This window comes from Gimesia sp. (genome assembly GCF_048260065.1).
Taxonomy (GTDB): Bacteria; Planctomycetota; Planctomycetia; order Planctomycetales; family Planctomycetaceae; genus Gimesia.
Window position 1 is genome coordinate 237,372 of record NZ_JBLXHC010000004.1, and the last position, 26,116, is coordinate 263,487.

The 26,116-nt window shown below is 48.9% G+C and carries 21 protein-coding genes; 12 read left to right on the plus strand and 9 right to left on the minus strand.

Features of this window, described 5'->3' with window-relative positions; all coding sequences use genetic code 11:
* Positions 1–74: 74 nt before the first annotated feature.
* Positions 75–1,349 carry a YkgJ family cysteine cluster protein gene (locus ACN0YN_RS09305; RefSeq protein ID WP_417384724.1) on the plus strand — a complete coding sequence of 425 codons (1,275 nt, stop codon included), beginning with the start codon at positions 75–77 and terminating at the stop codon, positions 1,347–1,349.
* Between the two features lie 18 nt (positions 1,350–1,367).
* Here ACN0YN_RS09305 and ACN0YN_RS09310 read toward each other — a convergent pair whose 3' ends face one another.
* On the minus strand, positions 1,368–1,658 hold the full coding sequence (locus ACN0YN_RS09310; protein ID WP_417384725.1) for a DUF427 domain-containing protein: 291 nt from the start codon (positions 1,656–1,658) through the stop codon (positions 1,368–1,370).
* Between the two features lie 202 nt (positions 1,659–1,860).
* Positions 1,861–2,196 (minus strand): hypothetical protein, encoded by a 336-nt coding sequence (locus ACN0YN_RS09315; protein WP_417384726.1) that lies wholly within the window; start codon positions 2,194–2,196, stop codon positions 1,861–1,863.
* A 1,378-nt stretch (positions 2,197–3,574) separates the two neighbouring features.
* On the opposite strand from ACN0YN_RS09315, the gene ACN0YN_RS09320 reads away from it, so the two are divergent.
* From ACN0YN_RS09320 to ACN0YN_RS09330, 3 genes are all read left to right on the plus strand, one after another.
* Positions 3,575–3,979 carry a hypothetical protein gene (locus ACN0YN_RS09320; RefSeq protein ID WP_417384727.1) on the plus strand — a complete coding sequence of 135 codons (405 nt, stop codon included), beginning with the start codon at positions 3,575–3,577 and terminating at the stop codon, positions 3,977–3,979.
* Positions 3,980–4,114: 135 nt separating this feature from the next.
* The gene (locus ACN0YN_RS09325; protein ID WP_417384728.1) at positions 4,115–5,197 is read left to right on the plus strand and encodes an Mrp/NBP35 family ATP-binding protein; all 1,083 of its coding nucleotides are present in this window, start codon (positions 4,115–4,117) and stop codon (positions 5,195–5,197) included.
* Positions 5,198–5,269: 72 nt separating this feature from the next.
* The gene (locus ACN0YN_RS09330) at positions 5,270–5,740 is read left to right on the plus strand and encodes a SufE family protein (RefSeq protein WP_417384729.1); all 471 of its coding nucleotides are present in this window, start codon (positions 5,270–5,272) and stop codon (positions 5,738–5,740) included.
* A 22-nt stretch (positions 5,741–5,762) separates the two neighbouring features.
* Here the strand turns inward: ACN0YN_RS09330 and ACN0YN_RS09335 are convergent, their stop codons facing one another.
* Positions 5,763–7,115 carry a hypothetical protein gene (locus ACN0YN_RS09335; RefSeq protein WP_417384730.1) on the minus strand — a complete coding sequence of 451 codons (1,353 nt, stop codon included), beginning with the start codon at positions 7,113–7,115 and terminating at the stop codon, positions 5,763–5,765.
* A gap of 261 nt (positions 7,116–7,376) precedes the next feature.
* On the opposite strand from ACN0YN_RS09335, the gene ACN0YN_RS09340 reads away from it, so the two are divergent.
* Positions 7,377–8,561, plus strand: coding sequence for a DUF1570 domain-containing protein (locus tag ACN0YN_RS09340; protein ID WP_417384731.1), 1,185 nt, complete (start codon positions 7,377–7,379; stop codon positions 8,559–8,561).
* Here the strand turns inward: ACN0YN_RS09340 and ACN0YN_RS09345 are convergent.
* The gene (locus ACN0YN_RS09345; RefSeq protein WP_417384732.1) at positions 8,558–9,580 is read right to left on the minus strand and encodes a hypothetical protein; all 1,023 of its coding nucleotides are present in this window, start codon (positions 9,578–9,580) and stop codon (positions 8,558–8,560) included. The genes ACN0YN_RS09340 and ACN0YN_RS09345 overlap by 4 nt on opposite strands.
* Positions 9,577–11,337 (minus strand): hypothetical protein, encoded by a 1,761-nt coding sequence (locus tag ACN0YN_RS09350; protein WP_417384733.1) that lies wholly within the window; start codon positions 11,335–11,337, stop codon positions 9,577–9,579. The genes ACN0YN_RS09345 and ACN0YN_RS09350 overlap by 4 nt, the downstream gene beginning before the upstream one ends.
* 384 nt (positions 11,338–11,721) lie before the next feature.
* On the opposite strand from ACN0YN_RS09350, the gene ACN0YN_RS09355 reads away from it, so the two are divergent.
* On the plus strand, positions 11,722–12,402 hold the full coding sequence (locus tag ACN0YN_RS09355) for a metal-dependent transcriptional regulator (RefSeq protein WP_417384734.1): 681 nt from the start codon (positions 11,722–11,724) through the stop codon (positions 12,400–12,402).
* Positions 12,403–12,479: 77 nt separating this feature from the next.
* Positions 12,480–13,910 carry an adenylosuccinate lyase gene (purB, locus tag ACN0YN_RS09360; RefSeq protein ID WP_417384735.1) on the plus strand — a complete coding sequence of 477 codons (1,431 nt, stop codon included), beginning with the start codon at positions 12,480–12,482 and terminating at the stop codon, positions 13,908–13,910.
* A 93-nt stretch (positions 13,911–14,003) separates the two neighbouring features.
* Here purB and ACN0YN_RS09365 read toward each other — a convergent pair whose 3' ends face one another.
* Positions 14,004–15,443, minus strand: coding sequence for a DUF1501 domain-containing protein (locus ACN0YN_RS09365; RefSeq protein WP_417384736.1), 1,440 nt, complete (start codon positions 15,441–15,443; stop codon positions 14,004–14,006).
* A gap of 4 nt (positions 15,444–15,447) precedes the next feature.
* Entirely contained in the window at positions 15,448–17,838 is a 2,391-nt protein-coding gene (locus ACN0YN_RS09370; RefSeq protein WP_417384737.1) for a DUF1553 domain-containing protein, read from the minus strand.
* Positions 17,839–18,218: 380 nt separating this feature from the next.
* Here ACN0YN_RS09370 and ACN0YN_RS09375 point away from each other — a divergent pair, with 380 nt between their 5' ends.
* The 5 genes from ACN0YN_RS09375 to ACN0YN_RS09395 all read left to right on the plus strand — a co-directional run bounded on the left by ACN0YN_RS09375 (position 18,219) and on the right by ACN0YN_RS09395 (position 24,329).
* Positions 18,219–19,199: a threonine ammonia-lyase gene (locus ACN0YN_RS09375; protein WP_417384738.1), complete on the plus strand. Its 981-nt coding sequence runs from the start codon at positions 18,219–18,221 to the stop codon at positions 19,197–19,199.
* 271 nt (positions 19,200–19,470) lie between these two features.
* Positions 19,471–20,238 (plus strand): glucose 1-dehydrogenase, encoded by a 768-nt coding sequence (locus tag ACN0YN_RS09380; RefSeq protein WP_417384739.1) that lies wholly within the window; start codon positions 19,471–19,473, stop codon positions 20,236–20,238.
* 94 nt (positions 20,239–20,332) lie between these two features.
* Positions 20,333–21,097: a 3-keto-disaccharide hydrolase gene (locus ACN0YN_RS09385; protein WP_417384740.1), complete on the plus strand. Its 765-nt coding sequence runs from the start codon at positions 20,333–20,335 to the stop codon at positions 21,095–21,097.
* 74 nt (positions 21,098–21,171) lie between these two features.
* The gene (gene xylB / locus ACN0YN_RS09390) at positions 21,172–22,704 is read left to right on the plus strand and encodes a xylulokinase (protein WP_417384741.1); all 1,533 of its coding nucleotides are present in this window, start codon (positions 21,172–21,174) and stop codon (positions 22,702–22,704) included.
* Positions 22,705–23,165: 461 nt separating this feature from the next.
* Positions 23,166–24,329, plus strand: a complete 1,164-nt coding sequence (locus ACN0YN_RS09395; protein ID WP_417384742.1) for a sulfotransferase family protein — start codon at positions 23,166–23,168, stop codon at positions 24,327–24,329.
* A 20-nt stretch (positions 24,330–24,349) separates the two neighbouring features.
* On the opposite strand, the gene ACN0YN_RS09400 is transcribed toward ACN0YN_RS09395, so the two are convergent.
* Complete coding sequence (locus ACN0YN_RS09400) at positions 24,350–24,874, minus strand: hypothetical protein (protein WP_417384743.1); 525 nt, start codon at positions 24,872–24,874, stop codon at positions 24,350–24,352.
* Positions 24,875–25,075: 201 nt separating this feature from the next.
* Complete coding sequence (gene cydB, locus ACN0YN_RS09405; protein ID WP_417384744.1) at positions 25,076–26,116, minus strand: cytochrome d ubiquinol oxidase subunit II; 1,041 nt, start codon at positions 26,114–26,116, stop codon at positions 25,076–25,078.

Sequence of the window (26,116 nt, forward strand, 5' to 3'; positions counted from 1 at the left end):
CGTTTGGTTTTTGTAATCTTTACAATAAACCACAGTGTATTTGAACAGATTCCGCCACTGATTAAAGAGTATGTATGTCGTCGCCCCGCTTGAAGCTGCCTGTGATCCAGAACTGGAATTGCCATAATTGTGGTGGTTGCTGCAAACAGCATGAGATTGAGATCACGGTTGAAGAAAAAGAACGCATTGAAAAGCAGCGCTGGGACCAGGACGAATCGTTACCGGCGGGAAAACCTGTCATCGAAAAGATGGGGCTGTCTCCAACCAGCAAGAGATATCGACTGGCTCACCAGGCAGATGGTTCCTGTATTTTCCTGAATGAAGAGGGACTGTGCCGCATTCATGCGAAGTTTGGAGAACCCGCGAAGCCACTGGCCTGTCAGGTTTATCCTTATGCGTTTCATCCGGCTGGTAATGATGTGGCTGTCAGTCTGCGATTCAGTTGCCCTTCGGTTGTTTCGAATCTGGGTGAACGGGTTGATCGGCAGGAGCCTGCGATCCGCAAGATTGTGAATCAGGTACTTCCCAAACGTCGCAAAACTCCTCCTGCACCCCGGCTGACTTCCCGGGAATCGGTGAGCTGGCCTGATACCCTGCAAGTTGTGGCAAAATTAAATCAGTTTTTTGAATCAAAAGAGACGCCGTTTCAGATTTGTCTGCTGCGCGCGATCGGCTTTGTGGAACTGATCGAACATTCTCGATTCGAAACGATTCGGGGTGAGCGGCTGGAAGAGTTTCTGGAGTTGATTTTTCAGGCGACCCTGCAGGAACTGCCTGACGATCTGGAGCTGGATCCGGTGAAACCCAGTCGACTGGGGGGGATTCAGTTTCGACTTCTGGTGGCTCAATATGCCCGTAAAGACACGTATGCAGAATCTTCTCGAGGGCTGGGACGACGGCTTGCATTATTGCAGTCTGCGCTGAAGTTCACACTGGGTACAGGCCGGATCCCCTGTCTGCAGGAACGGTTTTCACCGGTTCCCTTCTCACAGGTCGAACACTCTTTTGGCGGTGTACCAGCAGAAAGCGAGAAATTGTTTTTACGCTATTATCGTGTGAAAATCGAAGGCCTGCATTTCCTGGGGGCTGCCTACTATGATATTCCCTTCGCGGAGGGGTTTTATCATCTGGCACTAATGTTTCCCGCGATCATGTGGATTGCACGGTGGATTGCAGCGGGGGAAGGTAGAACGAACTTGAAACCGGAAGATGTGAATGAAGCGATGGCGATTGCCGATCATCATCACGGTTACTCTCCCGTATTTGGGCTGCCTCATTTTCGGAGCAGGGTTAAAAACCTGTCTCGTTCTCAAGATATCAAAAAACTGATCAGCTGGTATAGTTTATAATTTATCCAGACAGTCCAGTCAGGAATCTCTATGTAGCTCTACGCCCTTCCAGAACGCGATTCGATTTTTGAGTTCTCCATACTCTTTTTGTGGATCAAGATAATACCAGGCGGCATCACGATTGACTTTGTCATCTACTACCACATCGTAGAAGAATGCTTTGCCTTTCTGGGGACTGGTAGAAGTAGAAGAGCTTTTCTTAAGAAAGTTACTGTTGACGGATTCGAGTGGAAAGTACACATCACCATCAACGATGACAGTGTCTTCAGAATCTACCAGTATCGCCTCATTCCAGATTGCTTTAGGCACACCGCACTCCTCATCGCTAAGTACTTTGATATGAACTTATCAACGATATGAGAATGGATCGGAATGAGGTTGCCCACAAACATCGTAGACAAGTTTTATCTGAAAACCATCAAAATTTTTGAAAAAAGGGATCTCTTTTCTGAAATCGATTCGACCAGATCACATGAGGGTTGTATTTGAAATGAGGTGAATCCTGTAAAAATCAGGAGTCGTGACTGGTGTCGTCGGGAACCCCACGTGGACTGTAGGATATGATCCCGAGTTCCCATTGCTTACGTTTGAACATGTTAAGTGAGTTCAAAGTATGAATGAGTGAACCATCTTTTCTCTGGTAGGAGACCAGCCCGCCATCTTCGAGTTCCACGACAAAGATCTGTTCCTGCTGATGTGCTGACGGGTACTGTTTAATCTCAATCTCTTCTGAATTCACCAGTTCCTGGACCGAGCGGGAAGGCTCCGATTTATTCAAGGTAAATCGTCCGTTGGTATCTGGGATCTGCTCCCATTGGAAGCGTTTCAGCAGGTCTTCAATTTTCATTTTGATACAGATGGCTGGCAGAAAGAAGAGTCAATTGAGAAATGGATCATGATCCAAACAGATAGGAATCAAGTTTAGGAAGTTGAGCCGAAAATGCAAAGGAGCCGGATTTGATGTGAACCGGCAGAAAGGTCTATCAATAAAAAAATGATGTTTCTCAAAAAGAGAGACACCATTTTTAAATATTCTCAATTGTCAGCTCAAATGATCAGATAACTTAGATTTCTGAACTTTAAAACTCAGCTTCTGGTGAAGTCCGTCCGAGGGAATAATTTCCCTCGGACTTGACGTTCACGATTTTTGAAGCTGCCCTTCGGACCTGATAGGCCAATCCCGTAGTGCCGGGATTACAGAAACCCTCAAATCTGACTAGTTGCAGCAAGACTTGGGAGATGGTGCACAGCAAGACTTAGGAGCTGGTGCACAGCAAGTTGGTTTTGGAGCTGGAGCACAGCAAGTTGGAGCTGGTGCACAGCAGCTTTTCTTAACTTTGCAGCATTTAACCTTTACTTTGCAGCAACGGTCTTTGCAACGGTTGAACATTTTACCGCAACGATCTTTACATCCTCGCAGGAAACCTCCGTTGAAGATCTTCTTGTGACCGCAGCAGGTGTCACATGTATTGCAGCAAGAAGTAGGAGCTGGGGCACAGCAAGTTTTAGGAGCTGGGGCACAGCAGGTCTTGGGAGCTGGAGCACAGCAGGTCTTTGGTGCTGGGGCACAGCACTTAGGAGCTGGAGCACAGCAGGTTTTAGGAGCTGGGGCACAGCATGTAGGGGCAGGAGCACAGCATCCTTTACCCAGGAAGCCAGCAGCTTCAGCATTGACACCAGCACAACAAACAACCGCTAAGGCGGCAACATAACTTAACAATTTCATTTAGGCAATCTCCAAGGATTCGCTTCGTGGACGGTAGTGAGGTACTCAATCATGGTTGATTCAGATGAGGTTTTCTGATCAACCTGGGAGTCCATAGCCTCACGTAATTAAAAAGGTAAACCTGATTATTTTTTCGGCCAGATTTCTGAGGGAGTCCTTGAAGAAACACGAAATTGACCCTTCTGAACGCAAAGTGGGTCCTGAAAATACGCTTGTATCGATTATGACGACCATGGTTTAAGTGCTGTAGTTAGTTGGTGGTGCAGATTTACCAATTACACTGTGGATAAGTGATATTATGTATATTTTCTCATTCAGCATCTGAGTGTATTCGGAGGCATCGCATCAGATTCTGGAAAAAAAACTTCAGCCGGTGAAACCGGAGGCTGCATATGAGTTGTAATCAAGGCGGCGGTGTATACGATTGTGTTATAGACTGGCAGTCTGCGATCAGCTGCGACAGTTGATCTGACCTTATGTTCAACCTGATGGGAGCTTTATGAGAAGAGTGTTTGTTCTAGAGGAGCGGGCACATATTGTATCTGAGCTTCAATGGCAGTTTGAAGGGGAAGTTGACTGGCAGATTCGTGGGTTTTCTGCCGAGCTCGATTTATTTCAACATGTTCTGAGAGAAAATTCAGAAGAATTCCTGGTCATCCTTGATTTAAGTGTAGGCAAGCAGGTTTGTCTTCAGTTTTTACAACGATTCATGGGATCTCGTGGTTCCTTTCCTGTGATCATTTTCTCAGAAGATCCAAAGCTGAATCTGGAATGGGCCTTACGGGAACTGGGAGTCCTTCATTTACAGCTGGGAAGTCTGGAACCAGAGCGAATTGCGAAGATCTGCCGCTGGCATTTTAATCTGCAGAGACCGGAACAGGAATTTCCTTTGCAGGTTGATTAGTGATCCAGCTAATAAGCTGATACGAGCCTGGTTGCGTTTCAGTCAGCAGGGTCAGATTCTCAGATAGAACCCCTGCAACGTTCCGACCACCCATTCAACAGATATTGATATAATACAAGGAAAGCAGAAAAGCTGATGGCGAATGCTGAACTGAATGAAGCGAATCTTAAGAGTTGTCTCTCTTCCATTATTGATCCTGTATTCGAAAAACCTCTGTCTGCCTCCGGATTTTTAAAATCAGCCACTGCAGATGAATCATCTGGGGCTTCGATTGAGATTGAATTACCGGTACCTTCGTATCCGAAGGAATCTGAACTGTCGGAGTTAATACGAGCGGCAATCCAGCAGACTTTTCCGGAATGTCAGAATGTCAGCATCAATTACAGTATTAATATCCGCGGCAAGCAGTCTGGTGGGCGAATCGGGCTCAATGTAAAAAATATCATTGCGGTTGGTGCCGGCAAAGGTGGTGTTGGTAAGAGTACGGTCGCAGCAAGCCTGGCTTATGCTTTGCAACAGTTTGGGGCTCGAGTCGGACTGGTGGATGCTGATGTGTATGGTCCGAGCATTCCGCATCTGGTGGGTACGAGAGAAAAACCCGTCGCTCAAGAGTTTCACAATAAAGAGGGGCAGGCAGTCACCCGTATTGTTCCTGTTGAAGCCAGGGGACTCAAAGTAATGTCGATGGCATTCTTTGTCGAACCGGATCAGGCGGTGATCTGGCGCGGACCGATGCTGCATAAGGCGATTACACAGTTTCTGCAGGATACTGAATGGGGAGAACTCGATTACCTGATTATTGATATGCCGCCGGGGACGGGAGATGTTTCATTGACCCTCTCACAATTAATTGATCTGGCAGGCGCTGTTGTGGTCTGTTCCCCCCAGCAGGTCGCCTTACTGGATGCTGTCAAAGCCGTCCAGATGTTTCGACAGGTGAAGATTCCCGTACTGGGCATCGTCGAAAATATGTCGGGCGATATTTTTGGACGCGGAGGCGCTCAGGAGAAGGGCAAAGAACTGCAGATTCCCTGTTTGGGGGAAATCCCGATGAATGCAGAGATTCGTGAGAAATCCGATTCGGGTAATATCTCAGAGTTACTGACAGCAGGGCTCGAATCCCAACAGTATTTACTGAAAGTGGCAGAAAATACTGCGATTGAAATTGCCCGTACCCTGATTGAAAAACCTTCAAGACCTCCTCTCGAAATACTATAATAATATAAGAGGTCGAGGCTTTATTGTCTGGTCTCTGGTAGTGAAACGCTTGTTACTGTAATTGAAAATGATATGTCCTCGAAAGAAAACTCTACAACAGCAGATATAACTCAGAACATGATTACCATCGACGAACTGATAGAGGAGTTTGGATTTCTGAACGACTGGGAAGAACGCTGTGACTTTCTGATCGATCTGGGATTTGAACTACCTGCCATGCCCGAGTCGGAAAAGACTGAAGCAAATCGAGTGCATGGCTGTCAGAGCATGGTCTGGCTGACAACGGAGCTGAAAAATACAGAAGGTCAGAATGTGCTGCATATCAATGCAGACAGTGATGCGCTGATTGTGAAAGGGCTGATCGCAGTCCTGCTGGCGATCTATAATGATAAAACCCCAGAAGAGATTCTGAATACAGACGTCAGGCAGTATTTCTCACAACTTCAACTCGATAAATATCTGAGTTCTCAACGCAAAAATGGACTGTTCGGAATGGTAGAACGTGTCCAGAGTGAAGCCAAGCAGGTGGTGGAAGGAAACTGACCCGGGGCTTGGATCATTGAGATCAGGGTTTACTTTTCTCACTGTCCTTCGGGAGTTTGAGGTTTTCAAAATGAAACCTGATCGGAGCAGCGGTGATTAAAGTGGGAGCGAGATAGGTGAACCGCGGTTTGTTTAATTGCAGCGGCAGTTCTTTAAATTCATACGAAACCCCGATTTTGCCCGCGCTTTCCAGCGTCGTATGTGAAGCACCGTTTAACCAGTATTTCTGACCATCCGGATTTTCCAGGTAAGCCCGGTTGTGATAGATCCAGGTGCGATGGGACTCAAACGCCGGGCCACCATAATCGTAACTCAGAGCGATTCTCACATTCAAAGTCTGGCTGGCTGGAAGTTTTGTCTGTTCGACATCGACGAGTTCTACGGACACATTACCCCGACGTCGAATGGCCCCCTCTGACTGATCTAGATTATCAAACGTAATGGGCAGTGTTTCCACGGCTAGTTCCATTTGCAGTGCGCCCCGGATATCGAATGTCGAATTCTTCTGCTCACTGTTGAGAATCCACGTCATGGTAAAATTAACATTCTTCCCCCCTTCCCCCAGAGGGAGTTCCAGCTTTGCCTGTGGAGTGAAGGGAGAGAGCTGGTTTGACTGACTGGTACGGCAATGGATTTCTTTGGCAGCGTAGCTGAGAAACAGGGGTCGCAGGCGGGGTTCGACTTCGACATGAAATTTGACAGACAGCAAATTTCCGGTGCTTCCTCTCAGGGGACGGCTCTTGAGATCGAGCACAGCAATTCTGAAGGGACCATCATAATAGACTCGCTGATCGATAAAAGGTCTGATGGAATCAGGTTCAGATCGCAGCTGGAACTGCAGCGAATCATTGGATCCGTTAATCTGGTAAGTTAGAGCCTGCTTTTGAATCAATTTATCGATGGCCTGCCAGAAGGGAGTCTTATCAAATTCAACCTGGATTTTTTTATTGAGAATGTCTTCGCTGATTTTGTGCAGATCCAGTTGATTCCCAGACTGTGTGGAGATTTGCTGCAGGACGGTTTTGAGAGCGTAGCTGCCTTTGAGAGTTATCAATGATGAGTGTAGTGAATCCAGGGCTGCCTGTTTTTCTATCTGGAGTTTCACACGCCGAATCGCTTCTCGTACCGATGCTGTTGCCGCCAGTTCAGGAGGAGGCAGCAGCGAGAGTACGGGTTTTCCCAGGTTGATCAGTTTGCTCTCCGCCTGCTCTCTGACCTGGCGCTGGTTGTCGTCGAGTTGTGTGATAAGTTGATCCACCTGGCTTTTCAGTTCCGCCTGGTTCTGAACCGAATTCGGTTCAACTGCAGAGAGTTGCAGATGACAGTGCGTAAGAGTCAGAAGCGTTATTGCTGTCAGTTGTAAGAGTCGACTCACAATTCGATCCCATTGAATTGATGGAAAATATAAAACCTGTCTTTTCTATTGTAACTGTTCAATGTGACAGGAAAATACCCCGTGATCTCGCTTCTCCATTTATCTATTGATTATAACCGTTATGTTTGCTGTGACCCCACTTCGGGATCGGAGTCTATCTCTGTTTTCAGGGGCCGGACTCCGAATCGGCGGTTAGACTATCTATAGAGACAAACTTCTCTCAACTCCCGAGTTCCCGCCATCCGATTTGAGGTCGTCCCGATGCTGTCCTGCCTGCGTCTGATACCACTCACTCTGCTGGGGGCCAGTCTGTTCTGGCTAACTTTAGAACCCGTCTGCGCAAAACCACCCTCACTGATTGAGATGAAAACCGATAATACGGTGTTCGTAGGGAAGTCGATTGCGCATAACGATGATATCTGCTGGATGATGGATCAGTCGGGGATGCTATCGGAAGTCTCATTAAAGAAAGTCAAATCCTTTCGTCGAGTCGCTTCCGAATTTCAAAAGCTTCCCTTGAACAAGATGAAGTTGCAGTTGCAGAATGAATTCGGCCCGTTGTACGAAATTATTGCGACGCGACACTACCTGATTTGTGCCCCGCGGGGGAAAGCCAAAGCGTATGGGGGTGTGTTCGAAGATCTTTATGAATCGTTCTCACACTATTTTTCCCTGCGTGGCTATCAGGTCAAAGCACCTGAGTTTCTGATGGTCGCCGTCATTTTTCCCGACCAGGCACAATTCTTTGACTATTGTAAAAAAGATGGCGTGCGTGCCGGCCAGGGTTTGCTCGGGTACTATCACCCGCATACCAATCGTACTGCTCTCTTCGATCAGGGAGCGGCGACTGCGCTGCATGATGCTGATCTGAATCAGCATGGGACACCGTTGAGCTATGCACGGGTTTCCGCGGATGGTAAGAATATGGCAGAAGCGTTGCGGGATACGATGATTCACGAAGCCACACATCAGGTTGCCTTCAATACCGGACTGCATACCCGGATCGGCGAAAATCCACGCTGGGTCGTTGAGGGGCTGGCAACCACATTTGAATCTGATGAGTTGCGGACACATACGGGAGGCAGCGCCAATTCTCTCTCTCGAATCAATCGAGATCGCTTGATCTGGTTTGTGAATTATTCCCGTACACGTCGAGAGAATGGTTCACTACGGGCATTCATTCGCGATGATTCAAAGTTTCGCTCTTCGACTCTGGATGCCTATGCGGAAGCCTGGGCGCTCACATTTTTTCTGGTGGAGACTCAACCGGCCCGTTATGCCCGTTATCTCAAAACGATTTCGGAACGCGATCCTCTGCAGGTATACTCTGCTGATGCCCGGGAACAGGACTTCAAGAAAGCGTTTAAAACAAATATTCAAACGCTGGAAGCAGACTATCTGCGGTTTGTGGAACAACTGACAGCCGATCTGGTCAAACAGAATTAAGCAGCCCGCGCCGTGGCTTCTTCTTCCATCGCGGCGACGACCAGCGTGCCGCGCGTAATCGCTGTCTGTTCATCCGGAACCAGAATCACTTCGCTTTGATTGAAGGGGATTTTGTGGTTTACCAGATTCTGACTGAGTAGTTCGTTGAAACCGGCTGTCTGTGCGAGGTCACCCAGGCAGACGACTGGTAACCGTTTCAGAGTGGCGATATAGGTTTGAATCGCATCCAGTTGAGTCGCAAATTCATCCAGCAGGCTGTCCAGCAATGATTCATACCAGGAGGTCACTACCGAGTGATGTGACAGATAAGGACTCAGGCTGATTTGTGGACTGAGTCTTTTCTCTTTAGCCTGCTTTGAGTCGATCCGCTGTTTTCCTTCCGAGTCTCTCTTGAACATTTTCCAGGAATGTGCCAGTTGTTCGTCCATCCATTCGCTCCCAAATGGTACCGAATGTCGTGCGACCACTCGGCTCTGGTGGACCAGTCCCATTTCGGAATGAGAATGTCCCAGGTAGATCACATAACCTGAAAATCGAGTTGCTGCTGGAAAGGCAGACAAACCGGCTGCCAGTGTGATGGTGGTGGCAAAAGGCGTGAATCCCTGTAAAGAGATCAACTGGGCCGTCAGTTTGTTGAGTGGTGATTGCGAGTCGTTGCCTGGTACGATGAATGCACAATATTCCCCGCTGGTTCTGGCTTTGGGGAGTACAGACTGAATCAAAGTCGAAAGCAACTGGCGGTGCACCGGATCGTTCAATACCAGTTCACCATTTGCAAACAGTGTATAGAGGGGCACATTCGAAAAACGTGAAATCTGTGTTGCATTTCCGCCGGGGATGATCAGCGTTTCTTCGGAATTGAGAAACGGAACACCTATTTTGTGCAACATCGCCCGATTTTCACTGTTGTCTTCCAGGATCGTATACAACGCTTCGATCGAACGTCGTGTCAGTTTGTGACTCGCGTCATTCTGTAATGTGCGGAGGCAGGTGGAATCGATCTGCAAGGCGCTGCTCATTTAGGTAATACTCCCTGTACTGCCTGCAGCACTCGGTCAAGAATTGTGTAATGCCCCTTCTTCTCTGACTGGCTGGTGTGTCCCAGACGCGTTGAATCAGTGGGTGGCTGTTTTTCTTCACCAGCCTTAGAAGTATTTTGATGTGAGCGGTCAAAACGGAACGCAGGTGATCTGGTTTTCTTGCCTTGTGGTTTTTCCGGAGCAATGACCGTGCCCGCGCTGGAAAACTCAGGTTGCTCTGGAGTTTTCGAATCACGACGGGATTTCTGGTTGAAGTGCGGTCCCTTTAATGTGGGTTCTGCTTTGTCGACTCGCAGAGCACGAGACTGATGTCGTCCATAAATGAATGCTTGTGTCGGAATTTGAGGAGTTTCATCAATCACAGGTATCTGGTTTTCGAGAATCTGTTCCAGCAATGATTTTTCCGGCAACGGAGGCAGCGTCTCCCATTGAGTAATGATTGTGCTGTGCTCGTCTTGGTCAGTTTGTTCCAGCTCAGCATTTACCTGCTGTTTCCGAGGTTTCCTGTGCAGATATTTCCAGAGCAGGAATGCGATTCCAGCAAGCAGAATATAAGCGGTTCCCGGTGGCCAGAAGGATGATTCGGCAGACGTATCAATCTCTTCATATTTAGACAGGTCTTCGTCCAGACGTCGGTCTATTGATTCCACCGGAGGCGCGGGAGCTGCCTTCAAATCCAGGTCTGGAACGGAAGAAGAATCTGCCAGGAGTTGACTCTTTTCATCGGTATTGTCATTCAGAATATCCGTTTTGTGATCTTCTGAATGTGGTTTCACTGGATTGGGGATCTCTGCCAGACTGGCGGCAGTCTGTTGCAACATTGGTCCACGCAGCAGTGGTGGATTGGTTTCTACTTTCAGGGATGAATCTTCAGAGGGTTGTGAAGTTTCTTCCGGATGTGTCACCTTCTGTAATTCGGGTGCTTCTTCTCCCACTGGAGAAACAGATTTCTCCAGAGTTCCCGGTGTCGACGTCTCCATGAAAGGATTTGGATTTGTACTTTGTGTGGGGCATAATCGACGTGGTGCCGGCAGGGATTGTGGAACCATAGACAGATTCAGTACCTGCGGTGATTTTAATACAATGACTGTTCCCGAGGGAAATCGGGAAGTCAGTTTTCTCGATTTGAAATCGGAATTGCCCCGACTGCGATAAGGGGGGATGATTTGAATCGACTCAGCCAGTTGGGCATATTGTTCCAGCGGTTGTCGAAGACATTTCAGAATGCCTGCAAGATCTGCAATTTCAGGTCTGACCCCGAAAACAACAGGGCGATCTAACAGGTTGAGAATCGCAATCTGAATCAATTCAGAGTTCCGGGGCTGTTGCAGCTGTGCTGTTTGAGCTGGTGTGCTGAACGAGACATTCATGACGTTTGACGACGATTTCAACGCAATCAGAACATCCCCATGCATGAGGGGAAAATCGATGTCAGAATTGAAGAACAGATCCTGGCTGCTGCGACCGCCCCGAATCACGCGGATGACACCTGAAGAATCAGTGGTGAGTCCTCCTGCCCCCGAGACAACCTGGCTGAGTTGCAGCTCTTCATTTGAGAGTTCATAGGCGGCACAGCGATTAAATTCACCCAGCAGCCCGACAACAGCGGTTTGTCTGACTTGTTCCTGCGGTAATCCGATTTCACGGACAATGGTTTGCGCACGGGCATCCTGATATGTTCCCGTGAACAGGAACACGATCAGCAACCTGATACCAACCTGGCGCCAGCTAATCATCCGGCCTTCCTTACATATATATTGAAAAGAGAGAATGTGAGTGGAGGAGAGGATACCGTATAATCATTAAAATCGGCAGATTCTAACATTCAGCATGATTCAAACTACCGGTTTTTTGGAAAAAGGAATGATTCCGTGCTGTTGAATTAGATATCAGTAAGTGTTTATTTCAGTATGACTTGAGTGAGTTCACCATATAGGGAGGGAACTCATCGCTATCTCGAAATGCCATTGATTTCGAGTGTAGTATTGATTCCAAGTGAAATACGATGTTGCTAGGATAAACAGGCATGTGCCAGCTGATTCTGTTGAGGGCTCTGTACCTTGTGTTCGAGGTCGCTTCAACTGAATTAGAGTTATCTATCTGAAGAAGCAGGAAATCTTGTGAACGTAACTAGTTTGACCGTCGAGAATTATCTGAAGGCGATTTTGCAGATCAGTCTGCAATCCAGCTCAGAATGGATCAGTACGGGTGAATTAGCCAAATATATGAATGTGGCTCCCGGCACAGTCACCAGTATGCTGAAAACTCTGAAGCAGTCTAAACTTGTGGAGTATCGTCCTTACGAAGGGGCCAGTTTAACTGATGCAGGGAAACAGTCTGCCATCCGCGTTTTGCGACGGCATCGACTGATCGAATTGTTTCTGTTCCAAACATTGAAGCTCTCCTGGGATCAGATCCATGCGGAAGCAGAAAATATGGAACACGCAGTGAGTGATTTCCTGGTGGATCATATTGATGAATACCTGGGATTTCCTGAGACCGATCCGCATGGCGATCCGATTCCTTCGATTGATGGACAAATGCGGCGGGCTTATCCTAATCTGACAACTCTCGCAGCCTGTCCGGCAGGAGTCAAACTACGGATCGTACAGGTGACCGACCAGGAACCGGAATTCCTGCGGTTTCTTTCCCGCACCGGTCTGGAGATCGGATCAGTGGGGAAAGTAACAGAAAAAAATATCGAAGCCGGAATTGTGATTTCCGAATGGAGTGGCCAGCAGATCTCCATGGGCATCCATGTTGCCGAGAACATGAAAGTGGTTCCCGTTCCGGAAAATTAGTATCGTCAGTCAGACGTACTCGTATTGAATCTGGGTGAAAGTTGCTTCACCAGTTAGTGTAGAAGAAAGAGAAAAAATTGAGTCATCTTACCTATGAAAATCCGTTAATCAGTCGTTACGCCTCACAGGAAATGAGTCAGATCTGGTCGGCGCAGAAGAAGCATTCCACCTGGCGCAGACTGTGGGTGGCGCTGGCCGAATCGCAGCATGAAATGGGACTGCCTGTCACAGCCGCTCAAGTGGAATCGCTTAGATCAGCCATTGATGATATTGACTTTGAAGTCGCTGCCAGAGAAGAAAAAAAGCGTCGTCATGATGTGATGGCACACGTCCATACTTATGGGGAACGCTGCCCGGATGCGCTGGCGATCATCCACCTGGGGGCGACCAGCTGTTTTGTTACTGATAACAGTGAATTGATTATGATTCGCGAAAGCCTGGAACAGGTTCGCAAACGTCTTGTTTCAGTCATCGATCAACTGGCAAAATTTGCTGCGGAATATCGTGATTTGCCCTGTCTGGGTTTCACACACCTGCAGCCTGCACAGCCCACGACAGTCGGTAAGCGGGCTACACTCTGGTGTTATGATCTGATTCTGGATCTGGAAGAAATTGAATATCGTCTGGAAAAACTTCGTTTTCGCGGTGTCAAAGGAACGACGGGAACCCAGGCAACATTCCTGCAACTGTTTCAAGGTGACCATGCCAAAGTTGATGAACTGGATCGGCGCGTTACGGAGAAAATGGGTTTCGCAGAACGTTATGCGGTTACCGGACAAACTTACTCACGCAAAGTGGATGCTCAGGTTCTGTCTGCTTTGAGTGGTATTGGTCAGTCAGCTCATAAAGCCGGGAACGATGTTCGCATCCTTCAGAACCGCAAGGAACTGGAAGAACCATTTGAAAAACACCAGATCGGTTCTTCAGCCATGGCTTACAAACGTAATCCGATGCGCTCGGAACGGATGTGTTCGCTGGCCCGGTTTGCAATCAGCCTGACTGCGAATGCAGAAGATACCGCGGCGACACAATGGATGGAGCGGACACTGGATGACAGTGCCAATCGGCGGCTGTCACTTCCTCAATCCTTTCTGGCAATCGATGCGGTGCTGATTTTATACCGCAACATTGTGGATGGCATGGTGGTCTATCCTAAAGTCATTGAGAAACATTTGAATGAAGAGCTGCCATTCATGGCGACCGAAGAATTCCTGATGGCTGGAGTCGAAGCCGGCGGTGATCGCCAGGAACTGCATGAACTGATTCGCGTTCATAGCCAGGCAGCGGGCGCCGAAGTGAAGGTGCATGGCGGCAAGAATGATCTGATTGAACGTCTACAGAAAGACCCGGCTTTCAAAGACTGTGATTTGAACAGTGCCCTTGATGCCCGCAAGTACATTGGTCGGGCACCGGAACAGGTTGATGCCTTTATCGCCGAGATCATCGATCCGGTCCGGGAGAAGTACCAGGCAGATCTGCAGCAGTCTGTAGAAGATTTGAAAGTGTAACTGCTCAATTTAGCTTCAGTTACAAAGATTGTGAAAAGAAAACGCCCCGATGAATATTCATCGGGGCGCCCCTCAGGGACTTCTAGTGCCATGCTACGTCAGAATCTGATCGATGACGTGTGCTTCTTCTACACCTGTGAGTCTGGTATCCAAACCCTGGAATTCGACACTGAATTGATGGTGATTGATTCCCAGCAAATGCAGCATTGTCGCATGCAGATCACGGACGTGTACAATGTTCTCTACTGAATTATAGCCCAGTTCATCAGTTTCGCCATAGGTAATTCCACCTTTTATTCCTCCTCCGGCCATCCACATGGAAAAGCCCTTAATATGGTGGTCACGGCCTATGCCTCCTTTGCCCTGAAACATGGGGGTTCTGCCGAATTCCCCTCCCCAGATGACAAGGGTTTCATCCAGCAAACCCCGAAGTTTGAGATCAGTAATGAGTGCCCAGGTTGGTTTATCGGTCAGGCCACAGCAGGTATTCATATAGCGAACCAGATCGCCGTGATGGTCCCAGCCTCGATGGTAGAGGTGGATGAATCGTGAACCCCGCTCTGCCAGACGCCGTGCCAGCAGACAGTTATTGGCATAGCTGCCTGAACCCGGTTCCGCACCATACATTTCCAGAGTCTGCCTGGTTTCGCCGGAAAGATCCATCAGTTCGGGAACCGAGGTCTGCATTTTGAAAGCCATTTCATAAGCAGCGATGCGGGTTTCAATTTCCGGATTGGTGACGCGTTCGTTTCGATAACGATCCAGCTTCTGAACGGTTTCAATTAACTGTTTCTGCTGGGAATTGCTGATGCCTTCTGGATTCTTGAGATAGTTTACCGGATCGCCGGTCGAGTTAAACTGAACGCCCTGATAACGACTGGGAAGGAACCCCGTGCCCCACTGCCGCGATGCAATCGGTTGTGGATTCCGCCCACCGACACTGGTGAGTACCACAAAACCAGGCAACTCTTCCGTTTCACTTCCGAGCCCATAAGTGATCCAGGAGCCCATTGATGGTCGACCGCTGATGGCTGTACCTGTATTGAGAAAAGTATGGGCAGGATCATGATTGATCTGCTCGGTCACCATCGAACGGATTATGCAGATTTCGTCAGCGATCTTTGCCGTCCAGGGAAGGAAGTCACTGATCTCCTGGCCGTTGTGACCATACTTGCGAAATCTGGTTAAAGGACCCTGGCACTTGAGTTCTTTCCCCTGCAGCTGCGCGATGGGTTGACCTTTAGTAAAACTTTCAGGGAATGGTTTTCCATCCATCTCTGCCAGTTTGGGTTTGTAGTCGAAGGTTTCCAGGTGAGTAGGACCGCCGGCCATGCAGAGAAAAATGACCCGCTTTGCTTTGGGAGCGAAATGCGGTAAACCCAGGAAACCGCCATTAGTAGATTGTTTGTTTGCCGCTGATAAATTTTCTCCAGTCAGCAGGCTTCCCAGTGCGGCGGCACCCAGACCGACGCCAGTGTTATTCAGGAATGTACGACGATTCAAACCAGTTTGAAATTGATTCCAGTTCCGCATGTTCTCAGTTCCTCGTCACCACTTCATTCAGGTTTAACAGTGCCCGCGCGACTTCAGTCCAGGCTGCCAGTTCAATCGCATCCAGTGATGAATTTGTTTTTGCCAGTCCGGTGTGAGTCAATAAATCGGCTGACTTGGGTTTGGTGGAAAATGCAGTCCGGTTGGAGTCCAATAACGTCAGCAGAACCTCCTGTTCCATTTTCTCTGGTTGGCGAGAGGTCGCTTTTCTGAAGGCATACTGAATTTTTGCAGAATCCGGGTTTCCGCCATTCTGCACAATGTCTTCCGCAAATTTTCGAGATGCTTCGACAAAAGTCGGATCGTTGAGCAGTGTGATTGCAGCAATCGGCGTATTTGAACGGGGACGCTGTGCCGTACATTCTTCGCGACTGGGGGCGTCAAATGCTTTGAGCATTGGATGCAGGAACTGGCGTTGCCAATGCACATACAGTCCGCGTCGCCACTGACGTTCGTCGGTGTCTGCTGCATATTTTCGTTTGGGGAAATTCAAGTGCCGATAATAGCCTGCAGGCTGGTAAGGCTTTACACTGGGGCCACCAACTTCCTTCACCAGCAAGCCGCTCACAGCGAGTGCATTATCGCGAATCATTTCCGCGGGGAGTCGAAATCGTGCCTGCCGATTCAGCCAGTGGTTAAAGGGGTCTGCAGTTCGTTGTTTGTCTGATTCAATTGAGGACTGTCGATACGTTCTGCTCATGACGATGAACTTGACCATCTGCTTGATGTCCCATTGATCGTCGAGAAATTTGATCGCCAGTTGATCAAGCAGTTCAGGATAATGAGGGGGACCTCCCTGTCCGCCAAAATCATCCAGAACAGGTGCAATTCCGCGACCAAAAAAGAGATACCAGAAGCGGTTTGCCATCACACGGGCCATGAGCGGCCCGTAGCCTTGTTTGTCGGAGAGCCAGTCAGCCAGATCCAGGCGAGTCGGTCGTTCCTGTTCGCTGCGCACGGTTCCCAGAAATTCGGGGATCGCAGGTTGCACGACGGGGCCTGTTTCATCCAGCCAGTTGCCACGCGGTAGAATACGAATTTCCCGGGGCTTGATTGAGACCGTGATCATCGTTTTTATCGCACTACGGTCAATCGCCTCACGCGATTTTTTCAGCTTCGCCAGTTCCTGTTTGAGCTTTTTCTGATCCTGTTTTTCTGCTGCGGATTTCAATTCCGCTTGTTTTGTTTTAATACTTGTTTCGAGTTGAGCGATCTGCTCTTTTTCCTGATCGGTATAGAGAAAGATTTCCGGCTCACGGATCGTGGGAATACGGTCAGAGCCCCGTATTAAGTGTCGGTCTTCATCGATATCCGCAAAGAATGCGACCATCGAATAAAAGTCTTTGATCGTATAGGGATCGTACTTGTGATCGTGGCACTGACAACAACCCATGGTGGCACCCATGAATACACCGGAAAAATTACGAATCCGGTCGGCGGCGTACATCGCCAGATATTCCTTGCGTTGGACGCCCCCTTCATGCGATGTCTGCAATACGCGGTTATATCCGGTCGCTATTTTCTGTTGTAGGGATGGTTCAGGCAACAAATCACCAGCCAGTTGTTCTCGCACAAACTGATCGTACGGCAGGTTCTGATTGAAGGCGTCTATCACGTAATCCCGGTAAGGAGAGATGTGGTGGTCCTGGTCTCCGTGGTAGCCGACGGTATCAGCAAAGCGGACCAGGTCCAGCCAGTAAATCGCCATTCGTTCGCCATACTGAGGAGAGGATAGTAAACGGTCGACGAGTTTTTCATAAGCTTGAGGATCGGTGTCATCAACGAAGCGTTTCACTTCCTCAGTAGTGGGTGGCAGTCCTGTCAGATCAAAACTCAGTCGGCGGATGAGAGTGATTTTATCCGCTTCTTCAGCCGGCTTCAGGTTTTCTGTTTCCAGTCGTGCCAGGATAAAATTGTCGATCCAGTTGACGGGCCAGTTCTGATCTTTGACGGTTGGGGTTTTGACTGGCTGCGGTTGAATGTACGACCAGTGTTGAGACCAGGGGGCACCTTCGGCAATCCATTGACGGATCAGGTTAATTTCAGCTGGCTTTAACTTTTTCCCGGAATCAGCAGGGGGCATGACCAGGTCAGAGTCTTTACTGGAAACCCGCGCGAACAATACGCTTTGACTCGGTTGACCAGGGTGAATCATCGCGGATTCGTCTGTTGATTTCAGTCCCTGTTCCTGATCAAGCCGCAGGTCTGCTTCGCGGTGAGTGGCATCGGGGCCGTGACAGTAAAAACAGTTACGGGAGAGAATCGGTCTGATATCCCGGTTAAAATCGACATTCCCTGCCAGCGCTTCGAGTGGAATGACCAGGCTCAAAATGGCAAAGCAGCAGACTACCAGTGATCGCAGTATTACCCAAGGCATGTTTAAGTCGCCCTCAGTTGAGGACACGTGAGAAGCGCCGGGGGATGGATTTCTTCCCGGAATTCCTGGCACATCAAACGCGTTGAGAACTGTTTGGTGATACCGGTCCGTAACGAATGGTGTTAACGGTAGCTGAACTACCAATGTTCAGCAGGCAGGTTCATCGACGCTGACAGATTTATGTTTCAGAGTCAGCGATCTCAAGTAAAATCATATCAGGCATATAGAGCAGATGCAAGAATTCCAAATTGATCCGGGGCTGAACTTATGGCTTCCCAAACTTGACAATTGTCGCTCCGGTAACGAACTTCAAAGGTAGAACTGTGTCTCCGTTTTTATACACTGCTCTACCGATCAATATCCAGCTTCAGGAATGGAACATGCGAGCCCCGACTTATCAGGATATTCTGGAGGCAATGCCTCGTGTCCATAGTATCTTACCACCGACGCCTCTGATTGAATGGCCTGGCTTGAGCCGACTGACTGGAGCGAAACTGTTTCTGAAGCACGAAAATCACCAGCCGGTCGGAGCTTTCAAAGTGCGGGGCGGTATCAATCTGGTGAGTACACTTTCAGAGGAAGAACGGCAGGCAGGAATCATGGGGTGCTCCACAGGCAATCATGGACAGTCCCTGGCTTATGCGGCGCGAAAGTATGGTGTGAAATGTACGATCGTCGTTCCCCGCAATAATAATCCGGATAAAGTCGAAGCGATTCGCATGCTGGGAGCAGAGATCATTGAAGCGGGAGAAGACTTCAATGAAGCCAAACAGTTTCTCGAAGAAGAACTGGTGGATGGCAGGCGGCGTTATGTTCATTCTGCCAATGAACCGAAGCTGATTGCCGGTGTGGGAACACAGGGAGTAGAAATTTTTGATACGCTTCCCAATCCGGATGTCATCCTGGTTCCTGTCGGCATGGGGAGTGGGGTATGTGGAACGGGAATTGTGGCCCGCGCGATGCGCCCTCAGACGGAAGTGATTGGAGTGCAGGCCGAAAATGCGCCTGCCAACCAGCTTTCCTGGAAAACGGGAACGATGCAGACTACGCCTACCGCAGCTACCTGGGCCGAGGGAGTCGCCACTCGCGCCGGCGCGGAATTCACACAGGAGATCATGAAATCCGTCCTGGACGACTTTCTGCTGGTCAGCGAAGATGACATGCGAATCGCCGCTTACCATATTTTGAAGCAGACCCACAATCTGGCGGAAGGAGCCGGTGCGGCAGCGCTGGCTGCGGTCTTGAATCATCCAGCACGATTTGCGGGTAAGAAGGTTGTCGCCGTTCTCAGTGGCGGAAATCTGAATCTGGCAGAATTACCTGAAATCTTGCGCATTGGTTCGCAGCGGTCAACTTTCTAAACTGTGTCCAGTTTTACTGTAGCGTCTCCAAGGCCATTTGGGACGAGTATATCAGAACGAGCTTTTCTATGAATTTATGTGATGCGCTTTAAAACCGTTACAATCAACACACGGATAAAATAAAGCTCTTTTATTTAGTCGTGTCCCCTCAATTCAAAACTGCGTTGGATTGGAATTCCCTCCCGGTAATTGTTACCGTAAATGACGAACTGGAACGTTTCTAGCATCGGTTCCAAGTTTGTTCCTGCAAGATAAAACGGTTGAGGGAAATATGAGATTTCAAGATCGTGTCGTGATCGTCACTGGTGGCAGTAAAGGTATTGGTGAAGGCTGTTCGCGTGTATTTTGTGCAGAGGGAGGTAAGGTCGCAATCCTCGCACGCGGCTTGCGTGCTGGACAGGACCTGGCACGCGAGTTGAATGAAACAGGACCAGGCCAGGCAATGTTCGTGCAATGCGATGTTGGCGAGCATGAACAGATTCGCTCGGCGATCGATCTGGTCGTGGAACAGTTTGGCAGACTGGACTGCATCATCAACAATGCCGGCGTGCATCCTCCCGCCATGTCGCTGGAAGAGACCAGTATTGAGGAAATGGAACAGTTGATGCGAGTCAACTTCCTGAGTACTTTTGCCGGCGCGAAATATGCCCTGCCCCATCTGCGAAAAAACAAAGGGACGATCATTAACATGTCGTCAATGACAGCCGTTTTAGGACAGCATCATTCGACAGCATACTGTTCCACCAAAGGGGCGCAGGTCAGCTTTACCAAGTCACTGGCCATCGAACTCGGTGAAGCCGGAGTGCGCGTGAATGCGATCCTGCCGAGCAATATCGATACGCCTCTCATGCGAGACTGGGCCGCAACTCTGCCTGATGCTGAGAACGCATTGAAAACGGTAGCCGATCTGCAGGTTTTCAAACGCATGGGCACTATCGAAGAAATGGGAAAGCTGGCATTATTTCTCGCGACCGAGGATTCCAGTTTTCTGACGGGGCAGGCCATTGAAGCCGAAGGGGGCGCCAGCCTCGATTACTGATTCTGCTGACGGGATTCTCTTAAAGCCTGAACAGCAGAATCATCATTCTTTATCAATATTCAAATCCAAATTAATGATAAAACGGGAGAACGTTATGACAGGTTTACATAAAGCATTTCGGATTCTGGTGGTCGCAGTTTTTCTGGGAACTGCTTATCACACCTATGGGAATCTGGTGGAAGAATACAAGAATGGTCTGATCTGGAAAGAACCCGAAGTCGTACAGACGCCTCCCCATCAGCCCCCCTCCGATGCGATTGTGCTGTTTGATGGTAAGAACCTCGACAAATGGAAAGACGGCGATCAGTGGAAGATCAAAGACGGCTATGCGATAACTGCCAACAAAAATATTGAAACCAAACAGTCATTCGGAGACTGTCAGTTGCATATTGAATGGGCGACGCCTAAAAAAATTGAAGGAAAAGGCCAGGGGCGCGGCAACAGTGGCGTCTTTCTGATGGGGAAGTATGAAGTTCAGATTCTGGATTCCTACGAGAATACAACGTATTTCGATGGCCAGGCCGGTTCGATTTACAAGCAGTATCCCCCTCTGGTAAATGCCTGCCGAAAACCGGGTGAATGGCAGACTTATGATATTATTTTTACCGCACCCCGCTTCAACGACTACGGACAGCTGGTCAAACCTGCTTATGTCACAGTGATTCAGAATGGCGTAGTCGTCCAGAATCATACCGAACTGCAGGGAGCGACTTTCTATCATCAGCCACCTTTCTATACGGCTCATGAAGAAAAACTGCCGATTCAACTTCAGTTCCATCGTAACGATACTCAGTTCCGAAATATCTGGGTACGTGAACTTTCCGAGATCCAGCCGATTGGCTGTGTCTGTCCCGAATAAGTTTCAGGGTTGGAATTTCTGTCTGGTTTCTGTTTACAACAATTGAGTGACTGACTTTGAGAAGGACCTGAGGCATGGCAGTTTTTCTGGGCGTTGATGTTGGAACCAGTGGAACAAAAACACTGGCGATGCAGGAAGATGGAACGATTCTATCTTCCGCCACCGTGGAGTATCCTCTCTATAGTCCGCATCCGGGCTGGTCGGAACAGAATCCGGAGGACTGGTGGCAGGCAACGATCAAGAGTGTTCGCAAGGTTTTGAAATCGGGCAACATCAAGCCAGCCGATGTTAAAGGCATTGGACTGAGCGGGCAGATGCATGGCAGTGTGTTTCTCAATAAGAAACACGAAGTCATCCGTCCTGCTCTACTCTGGAACGATCAGCGGACCGCTGCGGAGTGTGCCGAGATTGAGCAAAGGGCCGGCGGTCGAAAAAAACTGATCGGCCTGGTTGCGAACCCCGCCTTGACCGGTTTCACGGCTCCTAAGGTTCTCTGGTTAAGAAATCATGAACCCAGGAATTTTGACAAAACAGTTCAGGTGCTCCTGCCTAAGGATTACATTCGTTTTCGACTGACCGGGGAATTCGCCACGGAAGTCAGCGATGCCTCAGGTACTTTATTGCTGGATGTGAAACAGAGAAAGTGGAGCCGTCCCCTGTTGAGTAAACTGGAACTGGACGAATCACTTTTGCCCGAAGTTTATGAATCAGAGGATGTCAGCGGGCATTTAACTACAGAGTCTGCAAGTCTACTGGGGCTCTCTGCCGGGGTCGCGGTTGTCGGGGGAGGCGGCGACCAGGCAGCAGGAGCAATCGGAAACGGGATTGTGAAGCGTGGCGTCATCTCTGCAACCATGGGAACCAGCGGTGTCGTGTTTGCTCACAGTGATGAAGTTCAGATTGACCCCGCAGGACGCGTGCATACTTTCTGTCACGCGGTTCGTGATAAGTGGCATGTGATGGGGGTGGTGCTGTCAGCCGGGGGAAGTCTACAGTGGTATCGCAATCAGCTTTGTGAACAGCAGGTCGCTGCCGCCAAAAAGCAGAAAGTAGACCCGTATCAATTGATTACGGCCCAGGCAGCGGAGGCGCCAGCAGGCAGCGAAGGTCTGTTCTTTTTACCCTATCTGACGGGGGAGCGGACTCCGCATGCAGACCCTTACGCACGGGCAGCCTGGATTGGTCTGAGTTTGAGGCACGGTCGCTCTCACCTGAGTCGAGCGGTGATCGAGGGGGCCACTTATGCGATGCGGGATTCGCTCGAAATCATTCAGGAACTGAATATTCCTGTGAAAGAGATCCGTCTGTCTGGGGGTGGTGCCCGGAGTCCTTTCTGGCGACAGGTTCAGGCCGATGTCTACGGACAAAAAGTCGTCACTATCAACGCGGAAGAAGGCCCTGCATACGGAGTTGCGCTACTGGCTGCTGCGGGGACTGGTGCCTATAAAGATGTCGTAGAGGCCTGTTCTGCGACGATTCGGGTGGTGGAAAGTACCAGCGTCAATTCTAAGGATAAGAAAGTTTATAATCAGGCATTCCCAGTCTATCAAAAGCTTTACTCTTCTTTAAAACCTGATTTTCAGCAGATATGTCACCTGCTGGATTAGAGTTAGACACCCTTGGCGGCAAGTCCGAATGATAGATACATGGTTTCACTATGAGCTGTGCGTAGGCGGGAGTGAAACATTTTAGTCCCTATCAATTGTGTAACTGGGGGTAAACAGTTAATTTAAACAGGGTAAATACGCATGCATTATGCTGCGTTTGACGTATTGTATTCCGTAATCCTGTGAAACGGGAAAGAGTTCATCGAAGTCTGATACACGGGATGCCGAAATAAATTCATTATAGATCCAGTAATTCGGATCAGTTCAAATTTGGATATTGTGGTAGAAAAACAATCTCTTAGCCGCTATTCTACTCTGCCTGCCTGAAGACAATCTCATATAAATCGAGTATAATCTTGACCTTCCAGCAGTGTTGAGCTCATCAACCATGCTGAAAACGGGCATTCGTTTGCTAGTCGGGCTATGAAGTGTGTTGAAAAAAAGCAGGACAGTCTCCCCAGATGACTAAACCCCAGGAAAAGAACAGTGGATCGACCCAAGGCCCTTTTTGTGTCTGGTCTGGAATCGGATTCACAAATTTTGTCAAGCTGATGAGGCTGCGTCCGACAATTCGCTGGTCAGGTCTGGGGCGGCTCATTTCTTCCGGTTTGCTGAGTGTGTCCAACTCGTTTTTCAGTCTACTGGAAAACCTGATCTACAGCCGTAAAGTCAAAAAAACACAGCTTGAGTCCCCCGTCTTTATCATTGGTCACTGGCGGAGTGGGACCACGTTGCTGCATAATCTGATGTCGAAGGACGATCAGTTTATTTATCCGAATATGGGAGCGATGCTGTTTCCCGCGCATTTTCTCCTGACTGAACGGGTTCTGAAGCATGTTGTAAAACATCTGATCCCGAAACAGCGGCCCATGGATAACATGCCTGTGACCTGGGATCTGCCCCAGGAAGATGAAACATCGATCATGCTGTTGCATCTGATGTCGCCTTACCTGGCGATCACTTTCAGCGATCAGCCGGAAGTCTATGATCGGTATTACGAACTTGATCGGCTCACTCCACGGGAAACATCGATCTGGAAAAAGACGTTTCTGTATTTCATGAAGAAACTGACGTACAAAGCAGGTGCCAACAAACATGTGCTGTTGAAGTCACCCACTCACACATTCCGGATCCCATTTCTGCTGGAAATGTTCCCCGATGCTCGTTTTGTATATATCTATCGGGATCCCTATAAAGTTTATAATTCGACACTCCATCTGCGGAAAACCATGTTTGGCGATAACGGTTTTGCTCCACTGGATATGGAAAAGCTGGAAGAGGACATGTCGAACATTTACGTGAATCACCTGAATGTTTATGAGCGTGATCGACAGACTGTCCCTGAAGGGCAACTGCATGAAGTCCGGTTTGAAGACTTGGAAGAAGATCCCGTAGGTGAACTCAGAAAAGTTTATGAGCATCTGAATCTCTCAGGCTTTGAAGGGCTGGAGAAGAATATGCAGCCGTATCTGAAGGATCAGAAATCCTATAAGAAAAACAAATACGAAATGGATGCCGCCCAGGAGAAGAAAATCTACGAGCGCTGGCAGAAAGCATTCGAGATGTTCGGGTACGAGCGACTTGCCTCAGAAGACTTGGTGCAGAAGGCACGTGTGGCTTCCTGAGCAGCCCGCTTAATAAACCTTCATTTCTCCTGGTCAGGCGACGAATTGGTATCTTCGTCTACCGATTTCTGATGGTTCTTACGCAGTTCTGAAAGCTGTTTTTCCAGCAGGCGCTGTTGATCGTGAACCCGCGAAATCAGATGCGTTGATCGAATGCGGGAGGCACTCATGTCGCCAATCGCACACAGGATCACCCAGAATGCGATCAGCAGGATCCCTCCCCAGTAAGCCGCGAATAATCCAGGATACGATTTCCAGGGCATATAAGGGGAATCGCCGATTACGATCAGAAAGCCGATCACAATTAACAGGCTCGATGTTTGCATCCGTCGCCGATACTGTTTCGCGAAGAACTGATAGTCATCGTCCCCGAGATCATCATCGTGCTGTCGATGGAACCAGGAAGTACGATGCAGTTGAATCAGTCCTGCTCCAAACAGCACAAGAAGTGTACCAACGATTATGCCTGGGATCGTATCTGTCACTATTACTGCGTCCTTGAGTGATGGTGGGGGGAATCCCTTTGCCTGCTGAAATGTTAACATTTCAAACTTCCAGTCCTCTCGTTTTCAGTCTAACAAATTCAGTTTCAGATGAAACGTGTGTGATGGAATTTATTTTGCAGACGGAATAAGAGGCGGGAACAGTGTGGTTTCTTTACGTTTCCAGAATTGCCTCATTTGAGGGCCTACTGGAGTGAATGAACGGGAATGGTGCTTTTTCTCAACACGCTTGAGTTGTAGGGTTTAGTGGTCCTCTTCCGAACTGGCTGATATCACGGCAGGCAGGGATCGGAACAGGATCGTGAAATACACGCCTACGAGCAGAATTCCGGGAATCCACCAGTACAAGGTGGTGGTCAGTTTTTCCGGTCCAGGCGAAGTATTATAGATCGTAAGATGATATTCGGGATTTAATCCGGGCAGAATATTGGGATAGATCGCAGCGGCTCCTGTGAAAATCACGAGATAAATAAACAGGCCTGAAGTCAGAAATGCCGGCATGTTTTTATTCTTCCAGCGGAGATAACCAGATGCAAGCAATGACAGGACTGCAGCCAGAGGCAGGATAATTTTCCAGGGTGTTTCTGAAAAGCTGGTCCGGGCGAGGGGTTGAACATACCAGCTGGCAATGAGAATGATCACGGTCAGGCCGATTGAACCGAACCAGAGCCAGGCGGCTGCCTGACGGGCATGCTGCTGAACTCTGCCATCCGTTTTTGCCACAAGCCAGAGCGCACCATGATGTAACAGGAAGGTCGCTGAGGTTACGCCACTCAGGATTGTGTACCAGTCCAGAATTCCCGTCTGTTGCCCGATGCGAAAATTCGTCCACAAAGGCTCAAAGAAACTGCCATTGGCATCCAGGGGGACACCTCGAAAAATGTTGGCCATGGCGGCCCCTAAGATGATGATCAGTAATCCGCTGGCCACGAACAACATCATATTCCAGAAATGAATCCATAAGGAATCTGAGAGATAGTGAGGCAGTTCAATACTGATGGCTCGAAAGATCAACAGCCAGACTACCATGGTTAACGGCAGATAAAATCCGCTGAACATGGAGCTGAGAAAACCGGGGAAGGCCATCATCATCGTGCCCCCTGCAGCAATCAGCCAGACTTCATTCCCATCCCAGACCGGGGCGATTGACTGCATGATCTGTTTCTGCTCCGAACGATCGCGGGCAATCAGCAAATGCAGAACTCCCACTCCCAGATCAAATCCATCCAGGACGATATAGGTCGCGATCATTAATACCAGCAGGATCAACCAGACTGTTTCCAT